Origin of the sequence: Actinomadura sp. GTD37 (assembly GCF_041951365.1) — a bacterium.
Lineage (GTDB): Bacteria > Actinomycetota > Actinomycetes > Streptosporangiales > Streptosporangiaceae > Spirillospora.
In genome coordinates, this window is sequence record NZ_JBGNUS010000005.1 from 342,525 (window position 1) to 360,605 (window position 18,081).

Consider the following 18,081-nt stretch of genomic DNA (forward strand, 5'->3'; position numbering starts at 1 on the left):
ATGCGTGCGGCGCACCGCCGCGGGTGCCCGCCACGGGTCCGTGTCAGGGGCTCGCGTCAGGGGCGCGCGGCCTCGGCCAGCGCGACGAGGTCGCCGACCGTCCTGGCGCGGTGCACGGCCCGCAGGTCCAGGCGGACGCCCAGGTCGGTCTCCAGGCACGTCACCGCCCGCAGTGTCCCCATGCTGTCCCACCCTTGTTGCGCGCCGAGAAGCGACTCCACGTCCAACGCCCCCGGCGGCATGTTCAGGACGTCGCAGAGGACGCCGATGACCTCCTCCGCGCGCCCGCTCTGATTCGTCTCGGCCCGGCCTGTTCCGGCACGGTTCGTCATGCGTGGTCGCCTCCTCGGACACGGATCCAGTGGGGAACGGCGTCGCCGGCGGTCTCGTCCAGGACGAGGCGGAAGCGGCGTCCGCCGTCGTGCTCGTCCACCAGGCCGAACCCCGCCCTGGTCCACAGGTCCGCCGCGACGCCGTTGCGCGGGGAGCGCACGTAGAGGCCGTCCAGGAAGGCGGCGCCCGCCGCGCGCGCGGCGCGGGCGAGCCACGCCACCAGGGCCAGCTCGACACCGCGGCCCAGCACCCGGCAGCTCATCGCCAGGTTCCGCACCTCCCAGCCGCCGGGGCCGCGGTCCACCCAGGCCGCGCCGACCAGCTCCTCGTCCCCGAAGCGGTCCGACACCCGGCACCCGACGACCAGGTGATCGTCCGTCGCCGCCATCGCCGCCGTCCGCGCCGCGTCGAACCGCACCCCGGTCAGGTTGAACTGGTTGGTGCGCGCCGCGAGCTGGGCGACGCGGCCGGTGTCGAACCGCGACACCGGCCCGATCGACGCCACGGTCTCCAGCGCCTCCAGGTACTCCAGCGACGAGGAGAACTCGCCGGCGAACCGGCTCCGCACGGCCCGCGCCCGGTAGAGGTCCGGGCGCCGCCGGTCGGTCTCGGTGAGTTCCAGGACGTCGAACCAGCCGCCGGCGAGCAGCCGCCGCACCAGATAGGCCGGGTCGCCGTCCGCGGCGACCACCGCGATCTCCGGATGCTCCTCGGCGACGTGCCCCCGCTCGAACGGCGAGTCGTCCATGAACACGAACGAGCCCGGCGGCAGGCCCAGCTCCTCGGCCGCCGCGCGCAGGTTCGCGGCCTTGGCCGACCAGTTCACCGCCAGCACCGAGAACGCCTCCGGGCGCAGCAGCACCTCGGGATGCGCGGCCAGCGCCGCCTCGGCCGCCTCCGCGTCGTTCTTGCTCGCCAGGACCAGGACGACGCCCTGGTCGCGCAGCCGCCGCACCGCCCGCTGGAGCTCCTTGTAGCAGTTCCCGGGGTACAGCCCGCCGACCTCCACGCCCTCCGCGCCGTCCTCCCCCAGCGTCCCGCCCCACAGCGTGCCGTCGAGATCGAGCGCGAGGACCTTGCGGGACGTCCCCAGCTTCGCCTGCGCGAGCCGCCGGACCTCCCGGGCCAGGACGAGCAGGGCCTCGTCGGTGTAGGGGATGTCGGCGAACCGGCGGAGCCGGTCGTCCACGGCGGGCGCCGCGCTCTCGGCCAGCAGCCCGGCCAGATCGACGGTCTCGATGCCCCGGTGGGTCTCGGCGAGCTCCAGCAGCGAGGCGTTCATCAGGTGCCAGTGGCGGCTCAGCGCGGTCCGGGCCCGCCACCCGATGAGGGAGTCCCGCAACTCGCCCGGCAGCGGGACGGTGTGCAGCACCACCGTCGCCGTGGTCCTGGACGCCGCCGAGACCGCCGACTCGCGCAGCGCCTCGCCGCGGGCCCGTACCGCGGCGGCCAGGCCGTCCGCGTCGGCGGCGTCCCAGTCGGCCGGGACGAAGAACGCCGCGTCGAGCAGGCAGCACAGCAGATCCCGGTCGGCCTCGGCGAACGCCGAGCCCGGCACGCCCAGCTCCCGTTCGAGGCCGCGGTACGGGCCGGCCTCCAGCTCCGGGGACAGGTCCGCGGCGCAGAGCGCCGCCCGCAGGATCGGCTCCAGCGACCCGACCGTCGCCGTCCCGAGGATCCCGACGCGGATCGGCCGCGCCCCGCCGCCGGCCGCGTCCGGGTCCCCGCCCGCGTCCGGCCGCAGGCCCGCCAAGGCGAGACCGGCCCGCAGGAAGTCGGCGGCGCCGCCGTCCGCGGCCAGGCTCAGCAGGTCGGCGCGCCGCGGCGCCTCCCCCCGCCGGGCAGCGCTAGCGATGCCGTCGTGACGCCCGCTTCGGTCTCCCACCAGACTCCTCACACAGTGACCAGCGTGCAGAACCAGTGCATCCCGGCGGAGACGCCGGCGAGGGCCACCAGATCCCCGTCCGCCAGCTCGCCCCGCTCCAGATGCTCCTTCAGGCAGACGAGGTGATCGGCGGCGCCCAGGTGGCCGAGCTCGGCGGCCAGCGCCGCGTTGGTGCGTTCCGGTGGGATCCCCACCGCGGCGGCCACCTCCCGCATCGACTGCTGGTTGTCGTTGATGTAGATCAGCCGGGCGATCCGGGCCGGGTCCGTGCCCGCCCGCCGGCAGGCCCGGCCGATCACCTCGGCGACCCGCCCGTACAACCGGTCGACGAAGCCCATCAGCTTGATCGGATCCCGGTCGAAGTGCTCCTGCACGCGTTCGGTCACCGTGACGTCGGTGTTGGAGCGGCCCGGCGGCGGGAACGGCGCGCGGCTGCCCCCGTACTCCGCGCGGTAGAAGTCGCAGAACTCCGGTTCGGTGATCTGCTCGGTGCACAGCCACCGCAGCCGCCCGTGGCCCCGCCGCAGCACCGCCGCCACCGCGCCGTCGCTGCCCAGGCAGGTGCTGGTGCGCATCCGGTTGCGGTGCGCGCCCGACACCTGGTTGACGGCCGCCAGCAGCACCGTCCCGGCGTGCGGCTGGATCGCCAGGGCGCCCGCGACGTTGCCGAAGCCGGTCACGCCCGACGCGCACGCCTGCGACAGCATCAGCGTCGGCGTGCCGCGCGCGCCGAGCGCCCTGGCCAGCGCCGCCGACGCGTCCCAGTGCGGATACCCGGGGACGTCGGAGTCGGCGAGCACGATCAGGTCGAGGTCGTCCACACCGCAGCCGGCGTCCTCCAGCGCCCGGACGGCGGCGGCCTCCGCCAGGTCGGTCGGGGTGGTCCCGGCAGGCGCCTCGCGGAAACCGCGATACCCCCATCGCAGAACCCGTTCGGGGTCGTCCACGTACCCGGCGGCCTCGTCCGCGACGTCGCGGACGAGACCCAGTTCCGCCGCGATGCCCGCCACCCCGAAGTCCACCGGCGGCGTCAACGTCCGTCCACCCCTTCCCGGACGGGGCATTTCACGGGCAGCTCCGAGAGCGCCACGCCGCCGCCCGACGCGGCGACGGTCAGCACCCTGGTGAAGGAGTCGGCCAGCAGCGCCATCGTCCCGGGGCGGAAGCGCGCCGGGTCGCCCGCGAGGTAGCCGTGCAGGCCGCGGCCCGGGAGGTCGACGAGCTCGGCGAACACGTCCATCTCACCGGCCGAGGGAGGGACCTCGATCAGCTCCATCGTGACGGCGCCCGTCCCGTCCCGGGGCGGGACGGGCGGGTTCCGCAGCGCGAACATGACCGGGCCCAGCCGCGACTGCCCGCCGTCCCGCCGCCACGCCGCCTTCCGCACGATCGTCTCGTACGGCACGTCCTGGTGGTCGTAGGCGTCCAGGCAGGCCCGCCGGACCCGGCGCAGCAACTCCCGCAGCGTCGGGTCGCCGGACGCGTCCACCCGGATCGGCAGCGTGTTGACGAAGAAGCCGACCGTTCCCTCCAGCTCGGCCCGCGAACGGCCCGCCACGGGCGTGGCCAGCACGAAGTCGCGCTGCCCGCTCCAGCGGGCCAGCACCGCGGCGAACGCGCTCAGTACCAGCATGAACAGCGTCACGCCCTCGGCCCGCGCCGTCTCGGCCAGCGCCGCCGTCCGGGCCGGGCCGAGCCGCACCGGATGCGTCGCCTCCCCGTCCGCGCCGGGCGGGCCGGAGCCGGCGGGTTCGGAGGGATCCGCCTGGTCGGCGGGGAGGCGCACCGGGGAGGCGCCCTCCAGGTTGCGCCGCCAGAACTCCAGGTGCTCCTCGGCCCGGCCCGACGCCAGCCGGTCCCGGTACCAGGCGGAGAAGTCCGCGTACTGCAAGGCCGGTTCGGGCAGGTCCGGGTCGTCACCGGCGACCAGCCGCCGGTACATCTCCACCAGTTCCGCGGTCACGACGTCCATCGACCAGCCGTCGCTGACGATGTGGTGGAACACCAGGCCGAGCAGGTGATCGCCCGGGGCGATCCGGGCCACCCCGGCGCGCAGCAGCGGCCCCTCCGCCAGGTCGAACGGCCGTGCGCTGAACTCCCGGAACCGGTCCAGTGCCCAGGCGGTCGCCGAGTCGGGCGAGTCCGGGGCGCCGGGGGCGTCCGGTGGGTCCAGGGAGTCCAGCGGGACGGGGCCCGGCTCTCGGATCACCTGGCTCAACTCGCCGGACTCCTCGAACCGGAAGACCGTGCGCAGCGCCTCGTGCCGCGCGACCAGCAGCTCCAGGCACCGGCCGAGCACGGCGAGGTCGACCGGGCCGCGGATGCGCACCGCCCCGCCGATGTGGTACGGCGACGGCCCCTTGCGCATCTGGTGGATCAACCACATCCATTCCTGACCGGGAGAGGCGCGCTGAACGTACAGATCTCGGGACATCCAGGTGGTTCCTCGCACTCTGCTCCGAATGAAGGCGGCCAGACCAACATTGATCGAGCGGCGCGGAACGCACAGTCGGGGACTCTCCTGACACCGCCGGACGCCCGTCGGGTCGGCATTCCCCCGACTCGTCGGGGCGGCGGTCCCGAGCCGATCATCGAAAGGATCCCGATCGTCGACCGGAGACACCGTGAGGCGAGGCCAGCATGTCCGACCGCACCTCCACCGCACCCCCCGCCCACCCCGACGACACGCTCTCCTGCTGGCTGGCGCGTGAGATCGCCGGGCCCGGAGGCGTCGGCGCCCACCACTACCTGGAGTGGGAGTTCGCCCCCTTCGACGTCGAGCGCTTCCGGAGCGCGTGGCGGCGGCTGATCGAGCGGCACGGGGCACTGCGCACCGCCGTCCGCCCCGACGGCCGGACCGAGGTGCGCGAGACGCCGCCCGGGGACGTCGGCGTCCTGGATCTGCGGGCGCTGGAGCCGAGCGCCGCGGAGAACGAGGCGCTGGCCCAGCGCGAGCGGCGGTCCCGGCACACCCCCGAGGGCGCCGAGGCCCTGGTGACGCTGCTGCCGGGCGACCGCGCCCGGCTGCACCTCGCCATCGACCGCCTCGCGGCCGACCCGTGGACGCTGGCGCACGTCCTGCTGCCGGACCTGGCCGCCCTCCACGGCGCATCCGGCGGCCCGGCCCCGCCCGTCCCGCGCCCGCCCGAGGCCACGGACGCGGACCGCGAGGCGTCCCGCCGGTACTGGCTGGCACGGGCCGCGGAGTTGCCGCCGCCGCCCGACCTCCCGGCCGCCGGCACCCGGGGCCCGGACGAGCCGGCACGGCTGCGCCGCCTGTCCCACCGCACTCCCGGCGCCTGGCCCCGGCTCGCCGGCGCGGCGGGCGGACGGGACGTCCCGGCGCGGCACGTCCCCGTCGCCGCCTTCGCCGAGGTGCTCCGCACCTGGAGCAGGACCGGACGGTTCACCCTCGCCCACTCGCACCACGACGGCGGCGGCGCCGTGCCCGCGCTCCTCGCGATCGACGCGCCGGACGGGACGTTCGAGGAGCGCGCCCGCACGATGGCGGCGCGGGCGTCCGCCGACTTCGAGCACCGGCACTTCAGCGGGGTCCGGGTCCTGCGCGAACTCAACCGCGGGCGCGGCGGCGGGCTCGTCTTCCCGGTGGCCTTCACCGACCTGCTCGACCGCCCGCTCCCCCGGGGCCTCGGCCGCCCGGTCGCGGCACTGTCGCCGGACAGCCGCGTCCGGCTCGGCGTCCAGGTGTGGCGGGACGGCGACGGCGCGATCGAGTCGGCCTGGGAGTGGCGCGAGGACCTCTACCCGCCCGGCATGGTCGAGGCGATGTTCGGCGCCTACCGGCGGCTGCTCGACCGGCTCGCCGGGGACGGCCCGGAGTGGACGATGGAGCACATCCCGCTCGTGCCCGCCGAGCAGTCCGCCCGCCGCGCCGCGATCAACGCCACCGAACGCCCCGTGCCCGGGGGGCTGCTGCACACCCCGGTCGGCGCGCACGCCCGGCTGCGTCCCGGCGACCCGGCCGTCATCACCTCCGGGCGGGTCCTGACCTACCGGGAACTGGACCGCCGCACGAACCAGGTCGGCCGCCGCCTGCGCGAGCTCGGCGCCCGGCCGGGCCGGCTCGTCGCGGTCGTCATGGACAAGGGCTGGGAGCAGATCGTCGCGCTCCACGGAGTCCTGGCGTCCGGCGCCGCCTACGTGCCGATCGACCCGGCCGTGCCCGCCGAGCGGCTCGCCCTGCTGCTCGGCGACGGAGACGTCGGGACCGTGCTGACCCAGAGCCGGATCGACGCCGCGCTGACCTGGCCGGACGGGGTCCGGCGGCTGCGCGTCGACCGCGATTTCGACGGGCTGGACGACACGCCGCAGAAGCCCGCGCAACGGCAGACCGACCTCGCCTACGTCGTCTACACCTCCGGCTCCACCGGCGTCCCCAAGGGCGTCATGGTCGACCACCGGGGGGCGCTCAACACGATCCACGACCTCAACCGGCGGCTGGGCCTGGGCCCCGGCGACCGGTGCCTGGCCCTGTCGGGGATCCACTTCGACCTGTCGGTCTACGACACCTTCGGGATCACCGCGGCGGGCGGCGCCGTCGTGGTGCCCGACCCGGCGCCCCGTCCCGACCCCGGCCACTGGTCCGCTCTCATGGACCGCGGGGGGGTCACCTTCCTGCTGGCCGTCCCCGCGCTGGTGGAGATGCTGGTCACGCATCTGGAACTCGGCGGCGACCCGGCGCGGATCGCACGGCTGCGCAACGTGGTCATGGCCGGGGACCGGCTGCCGCTCACGCTGCCCGACCGGATCCGCGCGCTCAACCCCGCCGCGCGGGTGTTCAACTCGGGCGGCCCGGCCGAGAACTGCGTCCTGTCGGTGATCTATCCGATCGGGGACGTGGACCCGGCGTGGACCGGCATCCCCCTCGGCCGCCCCATGGCCAACCAGCGCTACCACATCCTGGACGAGCGGGACCGGCCCCGTCCCGACTGGGTGCCCGGGGAGATCCACATCGCGAGCGAGACGGGGCTGGCCCTCGGCTACTGGCGCGACGAGACGCGGACCCGCGAGCGGTTCCGCACCGTCCCCGGGCTGGGCGAGCGCGTCTACGCCTCCGGTGACATCGGCCGGCACACGCCGGGCGGCGACCTCGACATCCTCGGCCGGGAGGACTTCCAGGTGAAGATCCAGGGGGTCCGGATCGAGCTCGGCGAGATCGAGTCGGTCCTCGTCGAGCACCCCGGCGTGCGGGCCGCAGCCGTCGTGGCCGACCGCACCGTCCCCGACCTGCCCGTCCTGCGCGCGCACATCGTCGCACCCGGGGGCCGCGCGGCCCCGCCGCCGGACGAGCTGCGCGCCCATCTCGCGCGCAAGCTGCCCTCGTCGATGGTCCCCGCCTCCATCACGGCGCTGGACCGGCTCCCGCTCACCGCCAACGGCAAGGTCGACCGGCTGGCCCTGGCCCGGGGGCGCGGGGGCGGCGCGCGCGACGCGGAGTCCGTGGACCCGGCCACCGCTGTGGAACGCACCGTGTGCGCGATCTGCGCCGAACTGCTGGGCATCGCCCGCGTCGGGATGAACGACGACTTCCTCCGGCTCGGCGGAGACTCGGCCCTCATGGTCCGGCTCGTCGCGAGGTTCCGCGAGGTCTTCGCCGTCGAGCTGGCCGTTCCGGCGCTGTACACGGCGCCGGGGCTCAAGGACATCTGCGCGGCCGTGGCCGCCGCCGTGCCGGCGGGCCTCCCGTGAGCGGCGCCCCGGACGCGGCGCGCCGCCGTGCGCGGCGAGCCAGCGCGAACACCGGCCGGAGCGGCTGAATCCGGAGAATCATGCCATTTCTCCAACCGACGAGTGGTGGAACCTCACAATGAGGATGGCGAAAACGCATGATCAACTAGCCGTGCGATGGCCTCTCACCGGAAAACCAAGGAGGTTTTCGAGGATTATCCGATTCGGCGTGTCTCATAATCCCTTTTGTTCTAGTAAGTCGCATTTATATCGAAACGGCAAGGGTCCAGACAGATCCGCCCAGACGACGAAAGGTATGCGCGCACTTGCTGACCGTTGAGAACGCCGAGCGAAACGCAGACACTTCCGCCCGCAGGGCCTCCGGAGGCGCCCCTCCCCCCACCGGGCGGCCCGGCGGAACGTCCGGCCGCGGACGCGAGCTGGCCGCCTTGGCCCGGATCCTCGACACCCCCGATCCCAGCGTCCGCCTCGTCGAGATCAGCGGCGACCCGTGGATCGGCAAGTCCCGCCTCCTGGAGGAACTCGGCGACCTCGCCCGCGAACGGGGCTGGACGGTCGCGCCGGGAGCGGCCGGCCCGCTGCCCGCGACCCTCCCGTTCGGGGTGTTCACCGACGCCCTCCACGACCTGCTCGCGCCGGGCGGCGAGGCGCTCCTGGACGGCTTCCCCCCGCATCACGTGTCCTGGCTGGCGGGCATCTTCCCCACGCTGACCCGGCACGCCCCCGACCTGGCGCTCCCCGAGAACCCCTCGGAGATGCACCATGTCTTCCACGCCATCCGCGCCCTGCTGGACAACCTCGGCGCCGCCAACCGGCTGCTGCTGATCGCCGACGACCTGCACTGGGCCGACGAGGCGTCGATCGCGCTGGTGGCCTACCTCCTGCGCCATCCGCCGGCCGAACGGGTGCTCCTGGTCGCCGCCCGCCGCCCCCGGCAGACCGGCGAGAGCCTCCACGCGGTCCTGGACGGGGCCGTGACGACCGGCCAGTCGACCCGCATCGACCTGCCCCCGCTCTCCGACGACGCCATCACCGCGCTGCTGCCCGACCTGGAGCCCCACCGGCTGCACGCGCTGCGCGAGGCCGCCGGCGGGAGTCCGGGCCTGTTCCTGGCCCTCGCCGCGCTCGAAGAGGGGCCGCCGGAACCGGCGGCGGGCGGCCCCCGGCCCGCCACCGAGATCTGGCTGTCCCCCCTGCGCGAGTTCCGGGGCCTGTCGCCGCTGGGCTGGACCATCGCGCACTCCGCCGCCCTGGTGCGGGAGCCGTTCGACATCGAACTGCTCGAAACGGTCGCCCAGGTCGGCGAGGCGGAGGTCCGCGCCAGCGTCGACGAGCTGGTCAGGCACGACATCCTCCGCCTCGACGAGACCGAGCGCACCTTCCGGTTCCGCAACCGGCTGCTGCGCAGGACCGCCTACGAGGCCGCCGGCGCCGCCTGGCGGCTCGGCGCCCACACCCGCGCCGCGGCGGTCCTGCGCGACCGGGAGGCGCCCCTGCCCCAGATCGCCCTCCACCTCGGCCACAGCGTCGTCACCGGTGAGGACGCCGAGAGCGGGGGGATTCTCACGGAGGCCGCCCGCGCCGTCCTCTGGGAGGATCCGGAACAGGCCGCGGCCTGGACACGGGCCGCGCTCGAGATGCGCCCGCGGGGCGACGACGGCCGCCCGGACTCCGCCGAGCAGCGCCTTCTGCTCGCCACCGCGCTGGCCCTCACCGGGCGGCTCCAGGAGAGCCTCGCCATCTTCGAGCACACGGCCTCGCGGGCCTCCGGCGGGCCCGGCGAGCCGCGGATCTGGCACGCGCAGGTGCTCCGGCTGCTCGGCCGCCATGCCGAGGCCGTCGCGCTGCTGGAGCAGGCCATCACCGCCCTGCCCCCCGGAGCGGTCCGCGACCGGGCCCGGTGGACCGGGACGCTGCTCGCCACCTCGTTCGAGACCGGCCGCACCCCCCGCGCGCCCGACGGCGTCGACCACGCCCGGCTCGCGGACGACCCCGTCCTGCACTCTCTGCTCCTGGCGCTGCGAGCCCTCGGACACGGAGACCAGAGGGACGGCACGGACCTGGCGGACGACCGCGTCCGGCACGTCCGGGCGGCGGCCGAACTGGTCGACGGCCTTCCCGACACAGCCCTTCTCCCCCTGCTCGACGCCCTCTACTGGCTCGGCCGCGCCGAGACCGAGGCCGGCTTGGACGAGGAGGCGCTCGCGCACCTGGAGCGGGCGCTGAGGCTGGCCACGGCGCACCGGCACCGCTACATCGAGCCGCAGCTGGCCACGCTGCTGGCGCACGTGCGGCTGCGCCTGTGCGACATCGAGGGGGCGTGCCTCCGCGCCGACCACGCCCGGGGCGTCGCGCGGCACATCGGAAGCGAGTCCCAGCTCGCGCAGGCCCTCGGGCTGTGCCGGCGGATCGACCGCCTCGCCGCGCTCGGGCACTCCCCGGACGATCCGTCCGCGCCCCCTCCCCAGGAGACCGGCACCGGTCCCGCGGCGGACGAGGCCGGGATCGTGCCGCTTCCGGAGATCATGACCGAGCTGAACCGGCTGAGCGGACGCGAACGGGAGATCGCGGTGCTGGTCAGCGACGGCCGCACCAACCAGCAGATCGCGCGGGTCCTCGGCCTCAGCCCGAAGACCGTCGAGACCTACCTCGCGCGCATCTTCAAGAAGCTCACGCTGTGCTCCCGCGCCCAGCTCGCCGCGATCGTGGGCAGGTCGGGCACCGTGGCGCCCGTTCCGGAGCAGGCGACCTAGCGGGCCGGGCCCGGCGGGGGACGCAGCACCGCGCGGCCGATGAGATCGCGCATCACCTCGCTGGGCCCGGCCGCGATCGTGGCCGCGCGGGCGTCCCGATGCGCCCGCGCCGCCGGGGACGACTCCAGGTAGCCCGCCGACCCCCGCAACTGGAGGCTCGTCTCGACGAGTCGGCACGCCAGTTCGGTCGTGTACAGCTTGGCCATCGAGCTCTCGGTCCCGGGGAGCTCCCCTTCCTGGTGCAGCCAGGCCGAGTGGTGGACGAGCTGCCGCGCCGCCGCGAGTTCCGTCGCCAGGTCGGCGACGCGGTGGGCCGGCGCCTGGAGCCGCGCCGGCGGGCGCCCGGAGACCTGGCGCTCCACCAGGAAGCGCCGCAGGTCCTCAAGGCACTCCTCCATCCCGCCCAGCGCCAGCGCCGCCGCGACCAGCCGTTCGAGCACCAGGCCGCGCATCAGCCGGTAGAAGCCGCTGTCGACGCGTCCGATCAGGCGGCTCGCGGGCACCCGCACACGGTCGTAGGTCACCGTGGCGGCGCCGGCGGCGCGCCAGCCCAGCGTTCTGACCGGCTCGACCCCGACTCCGGGCAGATCCGCGTCGATCACCAGCAGGGACAGGCCGGTCGTCCCGTGCGGGCCCGATCCCCGGTCGGGTGCGGTGCGGACGGCCGCGACGTGGAAGTCCGCGACGGTGCCGTTGCTGACCATCGACTTCACGCCGTTCACCACGTAATGGCCGCCGTCCGGCTCCGCCGTCACCGCGAGACCGGAGAGGTCCGCTCCGGCCCCCGGCTCGGTGATCGCCAGCGCGGCGACCCGCTCACCGCGGACGGCCGGGGCGAGGCACTCGGCGTCCAGCACCGGATCGCCGTCCATGGCCAGATAGTGCGTGGCCATATGGGTGTGGACGGAGATCGCGGCGCGGACGCCGCCGGCGCCGACGCGGCCGAGCTCCTCCAGGAAGACCACCGAGGTCAGCAGGTCGTGCTCGCCACCGCCCGCCCGCCGGGGGAGCGCGACGCCGAGCAGGCCGCGTGCCCCGAGCTCCCGCCACGCCTCGCGCGGCACCCCGTCCCCGGCCTCCCACGCGTCGACGTTCGGGGCGACCGCCTCGGCCAGCGCCGCGCGGACCCGCGTGCGGAATTCCTCGTGGGCCTCGGTGAAGTAGGGAGAACGCACAGTCGGGCCCTTCCCGCCGGCCCGCTCACGGGCGCAGCTCACGATCGAGCAGCTCGATGACGGCGGCGGCCGAACCGTCGAGGAAGAAGTGCCCGCCGGGCACCTGGTGGCCGGTGAAGCCGCCGGGCGCCAGCGCCTTCCAGGCCGCGACCGTGTCCCGGGGCGCGACCTCGTCGTCCGACCCCCACAGGGCCGTCACCGGCACCGGGACCGGCTCGGGTTCCCGGCCCGCCGCGTCCTCGCGCCAGGTCTCCGCCAGCCGGATGTCGGCGCGGAGCACGGGCTCCAGCATCGCCATCAGGTCGCGGCTCGCCAGGATCTGCGGGGGCATCCCGCCCAGGCGCGCCAGCCCCTCGGCGAATCCCGGGCCGGGCAGGTCGTGGATCGCGGCCGACATGCGCGGCGCACCGGGCGGGCGGCACGCCGAGACCACGACCCGGTCGGGCCGGCGGTCCAGGCCCGACACCGCCGCCTCGTAGGCGAGCATCGCGCCCATGCTGTGCCCGAACAGCACATACGGGGACCGGACGCGCTCCATCAGCATCCCGGTGAACTCCGCGACCAGCGACGGCCAGTCCGACAGCGGACGCTCGGCCAGGCGGTTCTCGCGGCCGGGCAGCCGGACGCCGACGAGCTCCACGTCATCGGCCAGCAGCGCGGGCCACCCGTTGAAGGCCGCCGCGCCCGCGCCGGCGTAGGGCACGCACACCAGCCGGACCCTGGCGTCCGGCCGCGGGACGGGCCGGTGGAACCACCGGTCGCGCGCGCTCATCCGAGCCCGTTCCCGGTCGCCGCGGGCGGCGCGGACGCGTCGACGGCGGCGGCCAGCGCCCCGAACGTGCTCTCCGTGAAGATCGCGTCCGGGGCGAGGGCGTCCTCGCCGAGCCGCTCCTCCAGCCGCGCCAGCAGACGGACGGCGGTCAGCGAGTCGCCGCCGAGCTCGAAGAAGTCCGCGTCCGGCCGGACGGCGTCGGCGCCGAACAGCCCCGACCAGATGTCCGCGAGCACCTCGGTGCGCTCGGTGGACGCGATGGGCCCGCCCTGCCGGACGTCCGGAACGCCGGTGCCGGTGCCGGTGCCGGTGCCGTCCAGGGCGGCCACGACGGTGAACGACCGGGGCGCAGCGGACTCGGGGAACCGCTCCGCCAGCAGATCGCGGAGCTCCGACTCCAGCCGCCGCAGCGCCGGGCCGCGGCCCGGCGGCGCGGACGCGGACCGAGGTCCGGGAACCGCGGTGCGGCCGGGCCGGTGCGCGAAGACGTTGACGCAGGGCGTCCCGGCCAGCCGCGGATCCTTCTCGTCGGTGACCGCGAACCCGTGCGCCCGCAGCGTCGCCAGCACCGACGCCAGCCGTCCGCCGACGTCGTGGACCTCCACCACGATCCGGTCGATCCGGGCCCACAGCCCCGCGTCGATGCCGCCGAGGACCTCCTCCTCGGCCTTCTCCACGTCGATCTTGAGCAGGTCGATGCGGGACAGGCCCTGCTCGGCGGCGATCAGCGACAGCGTCGTGACCGGGACGCGCCGTCGCTCGGCGGCCAGCCGGCCGGCCGCCAGCCGGTCGAGCTGGGCGCCGCCCTCGGCGCCGTCGCCCGCCAGCAGGTAGCCGCGCAGCACCGCCAGATCCTCGTCGGCGTCGGCGAACCCGCCCGACATCACGCTGTTGTTCGGATAGAAGGTGAAGTCGGCCTCGGCCTCGCCGCGGCCGACGCCGACGTTCAGGACCGTGACGTCCACGCCGTGCAGCTCCGCGTTGATCGCCATCGCCTCCGCCAGCTCGGCGACCGGCTCGACGGCGACGACGCGCACGCCGGGGCTGTGCCGCGCCGCGCACAGCGTGAACATGCCGATGTTGGCCCCGACGTCCACGACCACCGCCCCCGGCGGGAGGGCGATGCCGTTCCGGAAGTAGGCGTTGTCCTCGAAGATCTCCCGGTAGAGGAAGTCGCTCTCGGTCCGGTTCAGCCCGGCGACCCGCAGGTCCCCGGCCGGTTCGTGCCAGCCGAGCGGCCCGAGCCGGCCCGCGGCCTCGACCTCGGCCGAGGCGCTCAGCATCGCGGCGTGGACGGGATCGGGGACGAGCCGGGCGACCAGCGCCCGGCCGGCCTCCCCCGCCGTCACCTCGGCCGCGGCCACCGCCGGATGCTCGCACAGCGCGGCGGCCAGGGCCTCGGGCGGCGCGCCGCCGTTCGGATCGGTCATGCGCCCCTCCGCTCGGATGCGGTGACGTCGTGCAGGAACTTCCCGGCGAGCGCGACCAGCTCCGGGCCCGCGTCGAACGCGGTGAGGTGGTCGCCGTGCGGCCGGACGGCCAGCGTCGCGCGCGGCAGCCGCGCCGCGACGTACTCCGAACCGGCCGGGTGCGCGGTCGTGTCGTCTCCGCTGGTCACCACCAGCACCGGCTGGCCGGCCGACAGGAACGGGCGCGAGTCGGCGGACATGATCGCTCCGTTGAGGAGGCCGTACCGGTGCAGCAGCTCGGGGGTGGCGTACGGGTAGATGAGGTGGTGCGCGATATCGGCGCGCATGGCGTCCAGCGCCGCCGGACGCCGCATCAGGCGGTGCAGGCCCGCGGCCTTCCGCACGCTCCGCGCCGCCATCGTCAGCAGCGACTTCACGTCCCGCTGGTGGTCGGTCTTGGGCACCGCGCCGCCGAGCTCGTAGTCGCCGTGCCACAGGCTCAGCGATGTCACCCGGTCGCCGCCCGACGCGGCGGCCAGCGCCACCACGGCGCCGCCGCACAGCCCCATGGCGTGGGCGCGGCGGATGCCGAACCCGTCGAGGACCGCCGCGAGATCGCCCGCCTGGGCGGCCAGGTCGTGACCGCCGAGGGCGGCCGGTCCCCGCCCGCCGGGCTCCGCGAACAGTCCGCGGCTCTCCCAGGTCACCACCCGGAAGTCACCCGACAGCGCCCGCATCCAACGGGCCGCCAGACCGACCGGCATGCCGCACGCCGTCACCAGGGCGACGGCCGGGGCGTCCCGCGGGCCCGCCTCCCAGCACCGCAGCGGGCTCCCGTCGGACGCCGGGATCATCACCGGCCCGCGGGAGAGCTCCGCCCGCGCCGCCGGCACCGGGGCGGGCTCGGGGCCGGCTGCCGCCAGGCGGCGGCTGAGCGCCAGCTCCACCGACCACAGCCCGTCCGGCCCGTCCACCACGTCGATCTCCGGGAGCCCCAGCCGGCCGGTCAACGCGGCCAGCCGCGTCCGGAGCGCGCCGGCGCGGGCGCCTCCGGAGGGGAACACCCGGAGGCGCTCCGGCACGGCGCGGACGAGGGAGTCCACGTCGATCAGCGCCCCCGCCAGCCCGCCCCGCGCCGTCCCGCTCGCGCCGGGGATCTCGTCCCGCTCCACGGTCAGGCTTCCGGGCGGGGCCGGCGCGCGAACGGCACGCCGCGGGTCGTCCGCTCGGCCAGCCGGTTGTGCCCGTACTCGTCGGTCCCGCTCACCAGCACCGCGCCGTAGCGGTCCAGGCTCACCGCCCCCCCGTACTCCTCGATGACCGAGGTGCCCGGGTAGATCTCGACGGACGTAGGCACATAGCGCGCCGCGAACCCCATCCGCATCTGCCTGCTCGTGCCCGCGTGCGGATGCGAGGCGTGCATGAGCGTCGACCAGAACATGATGAACTGCCCGCGCCGCATCTCCATCGACACCGCCTGGGACTCGTCCGGCTCCCAGTCAGCGTCGATCTGGAGCTCCCGGTAGTCGTAGCCGAAGAACCCGCGGCGCACCCCCTTCTTGTCCAGCGAGTTGTTGACCTCCGGGGCGTAGTGCATCCGCTTGGTCTCGTCGTAGTGCATGGTGCGATGCGAGCCGGGGATGAACTGGAGGCATCCCATGTCGGCGGTGGCGTCGCTGAACGCGCACCAGACGGTGATCGTGCCGCCGAAGTCCGAGCCGCCGGGCCACTGGATCTGCGGGGTGCCCGAGGCGTTGGCGAAGGTGTCGGCCTGGTGCCAATCGGTGCCCTCGTCCCCGGGGTACTTGGGGAAGAACTCCGTCCGCCAGCACAGCACGTCCGGGCCCAGCACGGACGCGACCCGCTCGGTGATCTCCGGACGGGTGATGTGCCCGGCCAGGAACGGGTGGTCCAGGTGCCGGTCGTAGTTGGCGATGTTGGTCGCCCCCGACACCGCGGCCTCGTCGGTGTAGACGGCCGCGCCCCGGTCCAGCAGTTCGAGCCGGGTCCGCCCCCAGGCCCGCTCGATCTCCTCCGGCGGGTACAGCGTGAACGGGCCCGCGTAGCCGTCGCGGTGGAAGGCGGCGAGCTGCTCCTGGCTGAGCGAGAAGCCGGTCGACTGCACGGTCATGGTGTCTCCTCATGTCGCGGGTGTCGCGGTGTCGCGGGTATCGCGTCGTGGCTGGGCAGGGCAGGGGTCAGGCGGGGGGTGACGACTCGGACAGCACGGCCTCGACGTGCGGGGTGAGCGCGCGCACCGTCGCGCCGTCCAGCAGGACGGTGATCTCCAGATCGGAGTTGAACGCCTCGTTCACCCGCTCGAACATCCGCAGCAGCGACAGCGAGGTACCGCCCTGCGCGAAGAAGTCCAGGTCGCGCGCCACGTCCTGCACGCCCAGGATCGACCGCCAGATCTCCACGATCCGGTCCTCGGCGCTGGACGGGCCGCCGTCGCCGGGACGCGCGGCGGTCGACGGCGAGGGCGCCGGCGGCTCCGGGGCGGTCAGCCGGGCCTTGTCCACCTTGCCGTTGAGGGTGAGGGGCAGCGCCTCCAGCACGAAGTAGCGGGAGGGCCGCATGTGCGGGGGCAGCGCCTCGGCCGCCAGCCCGGCCAGCTCGGCCGACAGCGCCGTCTCGTTCGCCGGCGACTGGACGTGGGCGATCAGCCGGACGTCGTCGTCACCGTAGTCGTGCGGCACCACCACGGCCTGCGCCACCCGCGGGTGGCGGGTCAGCACCGCCTCGATCTCGCGCGGCTCGACCCGGTACCCCCGGATCTTGAGCTGGTCGTCCACCCGGCCCAGATGGCCGTACCCACCGCCGCGCAGCGCCACCACTCGGTCGCCGGTGCGCAGCCGCCGGCGCCGCACGCCGCCGGAGTCGACGCGCTCGGCGAATCGCTCGGCGTCCGGCTCCGGGCGGCCCAGGTAGCCGCGCGCGACCCCCGGCCCCTCGATGTGCAGCTCGCCCGCCTCACCCGGGGCGACCCGCCGGCCCGCCGCGTCCAGGACGTGGAACTCCAGGTCGGGCAGCGGCTCCCCGATCGGGCTCGGCCCGGAGTGGTCCAGGTCCGCGCGGTCCACCGGCCGGTAGGAGGCGTGCACGGTCGCCTCGGTGATCCCGTACATGTTGACCAGCCGCGGCCGCCGGTCGCCGTGCCGCTCGATCCACAGCCGCAGCGTCGCCGGATCGAGCGCCTCGCCGCCGAACACCACCAGCCGCAGCGCGGCCAGCTCCCGCCCGGCCCGCGCGTCCACCGCCATCAGCCGCCGGAACGCCGACGGCGTCTGGTTGAGGACGGTCACCTCCTGCTCCGCCAGGAGGCCGTGGAACGCCTCCGGCGACACCGCCGTCTCGCGGGGGACGATCACCAGGCGCCCGCCGAACAGCAGCGCCCCCCAGATCTCCCATACCGAGAAGTCGAACGCCGCCGAGTGGAACACCGACCACACGTCGTCCTCGCCGAACCCGAACCGGGCGCGCGTCACCTCGAACAGGCGCATCACGTTGCGGTGCTCCACCTGGACGCCCTTGGGGTCGCCGGTAGTGCCGGAGGTGTAGATGACGTACGCCACGTCACCGCCGTCCGCTGCGGGGAGGTCAGCGGACCGGGGTCCGGCGCCGGGGAGGCTGCCGGGATCGACGCGCTCCATCTCGACGACGTGCACGCCCGGGTCGCCCTCCAGGCCCGACAGGGCGCCGGCCGTCGCCGCCGTCGACACCACCGCCGGCGAGCCGCTGTCGCGGATCGTCCACGCCACCCGCGCCGCCGGATACTCCGGATCGATCGGCAGGTAGGCGGCGCCCGCCTTCAAGATGCCCAGCATCCCCACGATCAGCTCCGCGCTCCGCGGGACGACCAGGCCCACCACCGCGCCCCGTCCCACCCCGGCGCGGACCAGCTCGTCCGCCAGCGCCCCGGCCCGCTCGTCCAGCTGCCGGTAGGTGAGATCCCCGCCCGGCGCCGTGACCGCGATCCGGTCCGGGAACCGCCCGGCCACCTCCTGAAACGATTCCGTGAGCGTGCGCCCTGCTCGGCTCATCT

The 18,081-nt window shown here is 75.1% G+C and carries 12 protein-coding genes; 2 read left to right on the top strand and 10 right to left on the bottom strand.

All coding sequences use genetic code 11. From position 1 onward, the window contains the following. Positions 1 to 56: 56 nt before the first annotated feature. From ACA511_RS26135 to ACA511_RS26150, 4 genes are read right to left on the bottom strand one after another with little or no spacing between them, the layout of a single operon-like run. Positions 57 to 332, bottom strand: a complete 276-nt coding sequence (locus tag ACA511_RS26135; protein ID WP_375027245.1) for an acyl carrier protein — start codon at positions 330 to 332, stop codon at positions 57 to 59. Beyond that, positions 329 to 2,218 (bottom strand): HAD-IIIC family phosphatase, encoded by a 1,890-nt coding sequence (locus tag ACA511_RS26140; RefSeq protein ID WP_375027246.1) that lies wholly within the window; start codon positions 2,216 to 2,218, stop codon positions 329 to 331. The genes ACA511_RS26135 and ACA511_RS26140 overlap by 4 nt, the downstream gene beginning before the upstream one ends. 8 nt (positions 2,219 to 2,226) lie before the next feature. After that, the gene (locus ACA511_RS26145) at positions 2,227 to 3,252 is read right to left on the bottom strand and encodes a 3-oxoacyl-[acyl-carrier-protein] synthase III C-terminal domain-containing protein (RefSeq protein ID WP_375027247.1); all 1,026 of its coding nucleotides are present in this window, start codon (positions 3,250 to 3,252) and stop codon (positions 2,227 to 2,229) included. Next, positions 3,249 to 4,652 carry a condensation domain-containing protein gene (locus ACA511_RS26150; RefSeq protein WP_375027248.1) on the bottom strand — a complete coding sequence of 468 codons (1,404 nt, stop codon included), beginning with the start codon at positions 4,650 to 4,652 and terminating at the stop codon, positions 3,249 to 3,251. The genes ACA511_RS26145 and ACA511_RS26150 overlap by 4 nt, the downstream gene beginning before the upstream one ends. A gap of 206 nt (positions 4,653 to 4,858) precedes the next feature. On the opposite strand from ACA511_RS26150, the gene ACA511_RS26155 reads away from it, so the two are divergent. Next, positions 4,859 to 7,927: an amino acid adenylation domain-containing protein gene (locus tag ACA511_RS26155; protein WP_375027249.1), complete on the top strand. Its 3,069-nt coding sequence runs from the start codon at positions 4,859 to 4,861 to the stop codon at positions 7,925 to 7,927. Positions 7,928 to 8,232: 305 nt separating this feature from the next. Then, on the top strand, positions 8,233 to 10,680 hold the full coding sequence (locus tag ACA511_RS26160; protein ID WP_375027250.1) for an AAA family ATPase: 2,448 nt from the start codon (positions 8,233 to 8,235) through the stop codon (positions 10,678 to 10,680). Here ACA511_RS26160 and ACA511_RS26165 read toward each other — a convergent pair. The 6 genes from ACA511_RS26165 to ACA511_RS26190 form a co-directional block, all read right to left on the bottom strand. Continuing rightward, a complete protein-coding gene (locus ACA511_RS26165; RefSeq protein ID WP_375027251.1) occupies positions 10,677 to 11,855 on the bottom strand; it encodes an acyl-CoA dehydrogenase family protein in 1,179 nt (392 codons plus the stop codon). The two genes, ACA511_RS26160 and ACA511_RS26165, sit on opposite strands and share 4 nt — an antisense overlap. Before the next feature lie 25 nt (positions 11,856 to 11,880). Continuing rightward, positions 11,881 to 12,627 (bottom strand): thioesterase II family protein, encoded by a 747-nt coding sequence (locus ACA511_RS26170; protein ID WP_375027252.1) that lies wholly within the window; start codon positions 12,625 to 12,627, stop codon positions 11,881 to 11,883. Further along, complete coding sequence (locus ACA511_RS26175; RefSeq protein ID WP_375027253.1) at positions 12,624 to 14,057, bottom strand: FkbM family methyltransferase; 1,434 nt, start codon at positions 14,055 to 14,057, stop codon at positions 12,624 to 12,626. Before ACA511_RS26175 ends, ACA511_RS26170 begins: the two co-directional genes overlap by 4 nt. Then, entirely contained in the window at positions 14,054 to 15,208 is a 1,155-nt protein-coding gene (locus ACA511_RS26180) for an alpha/beta fold hydrolase (protein WP_375027254.1), read from the bottom strand. The genes ACA511_RS26175 and ACA511_RS26180 overlap by 4 nt, the downstream gene beginning before the upstream one ends. 2 nt (positions 15,209 to 15,210) lie before the next feature. Next, positions 15,211 to 16,167, bottom strand: a complete 957-nt coding sequence (locus tag ACA511_RS26185; RefSeq protein ID WP_375027255.1) for a chlorinating enzyme — start codon at positions 16,165 to 16,167, stop codon at positions 15,211 to 15,213. A gap of 67 nt (positions 16,168 to 16,234) precedes the next feature. Next, positions 16,235 to 18,079 carry an amino acid adenylation domain-containing protein gene (locus tag ACA511_RS26190; RefSeq protein WP_375027256.1) on the bottom strand — a complete coding sequence of 615 codons (1,845 nt, stop codon included), beginning with the start codon at positions 18,077 to 18,079 and terminating at the stop codon, positions 16,235 to 16,237. Positions 18,080 to 18,081: the final 2 nt, after the last annotated feature.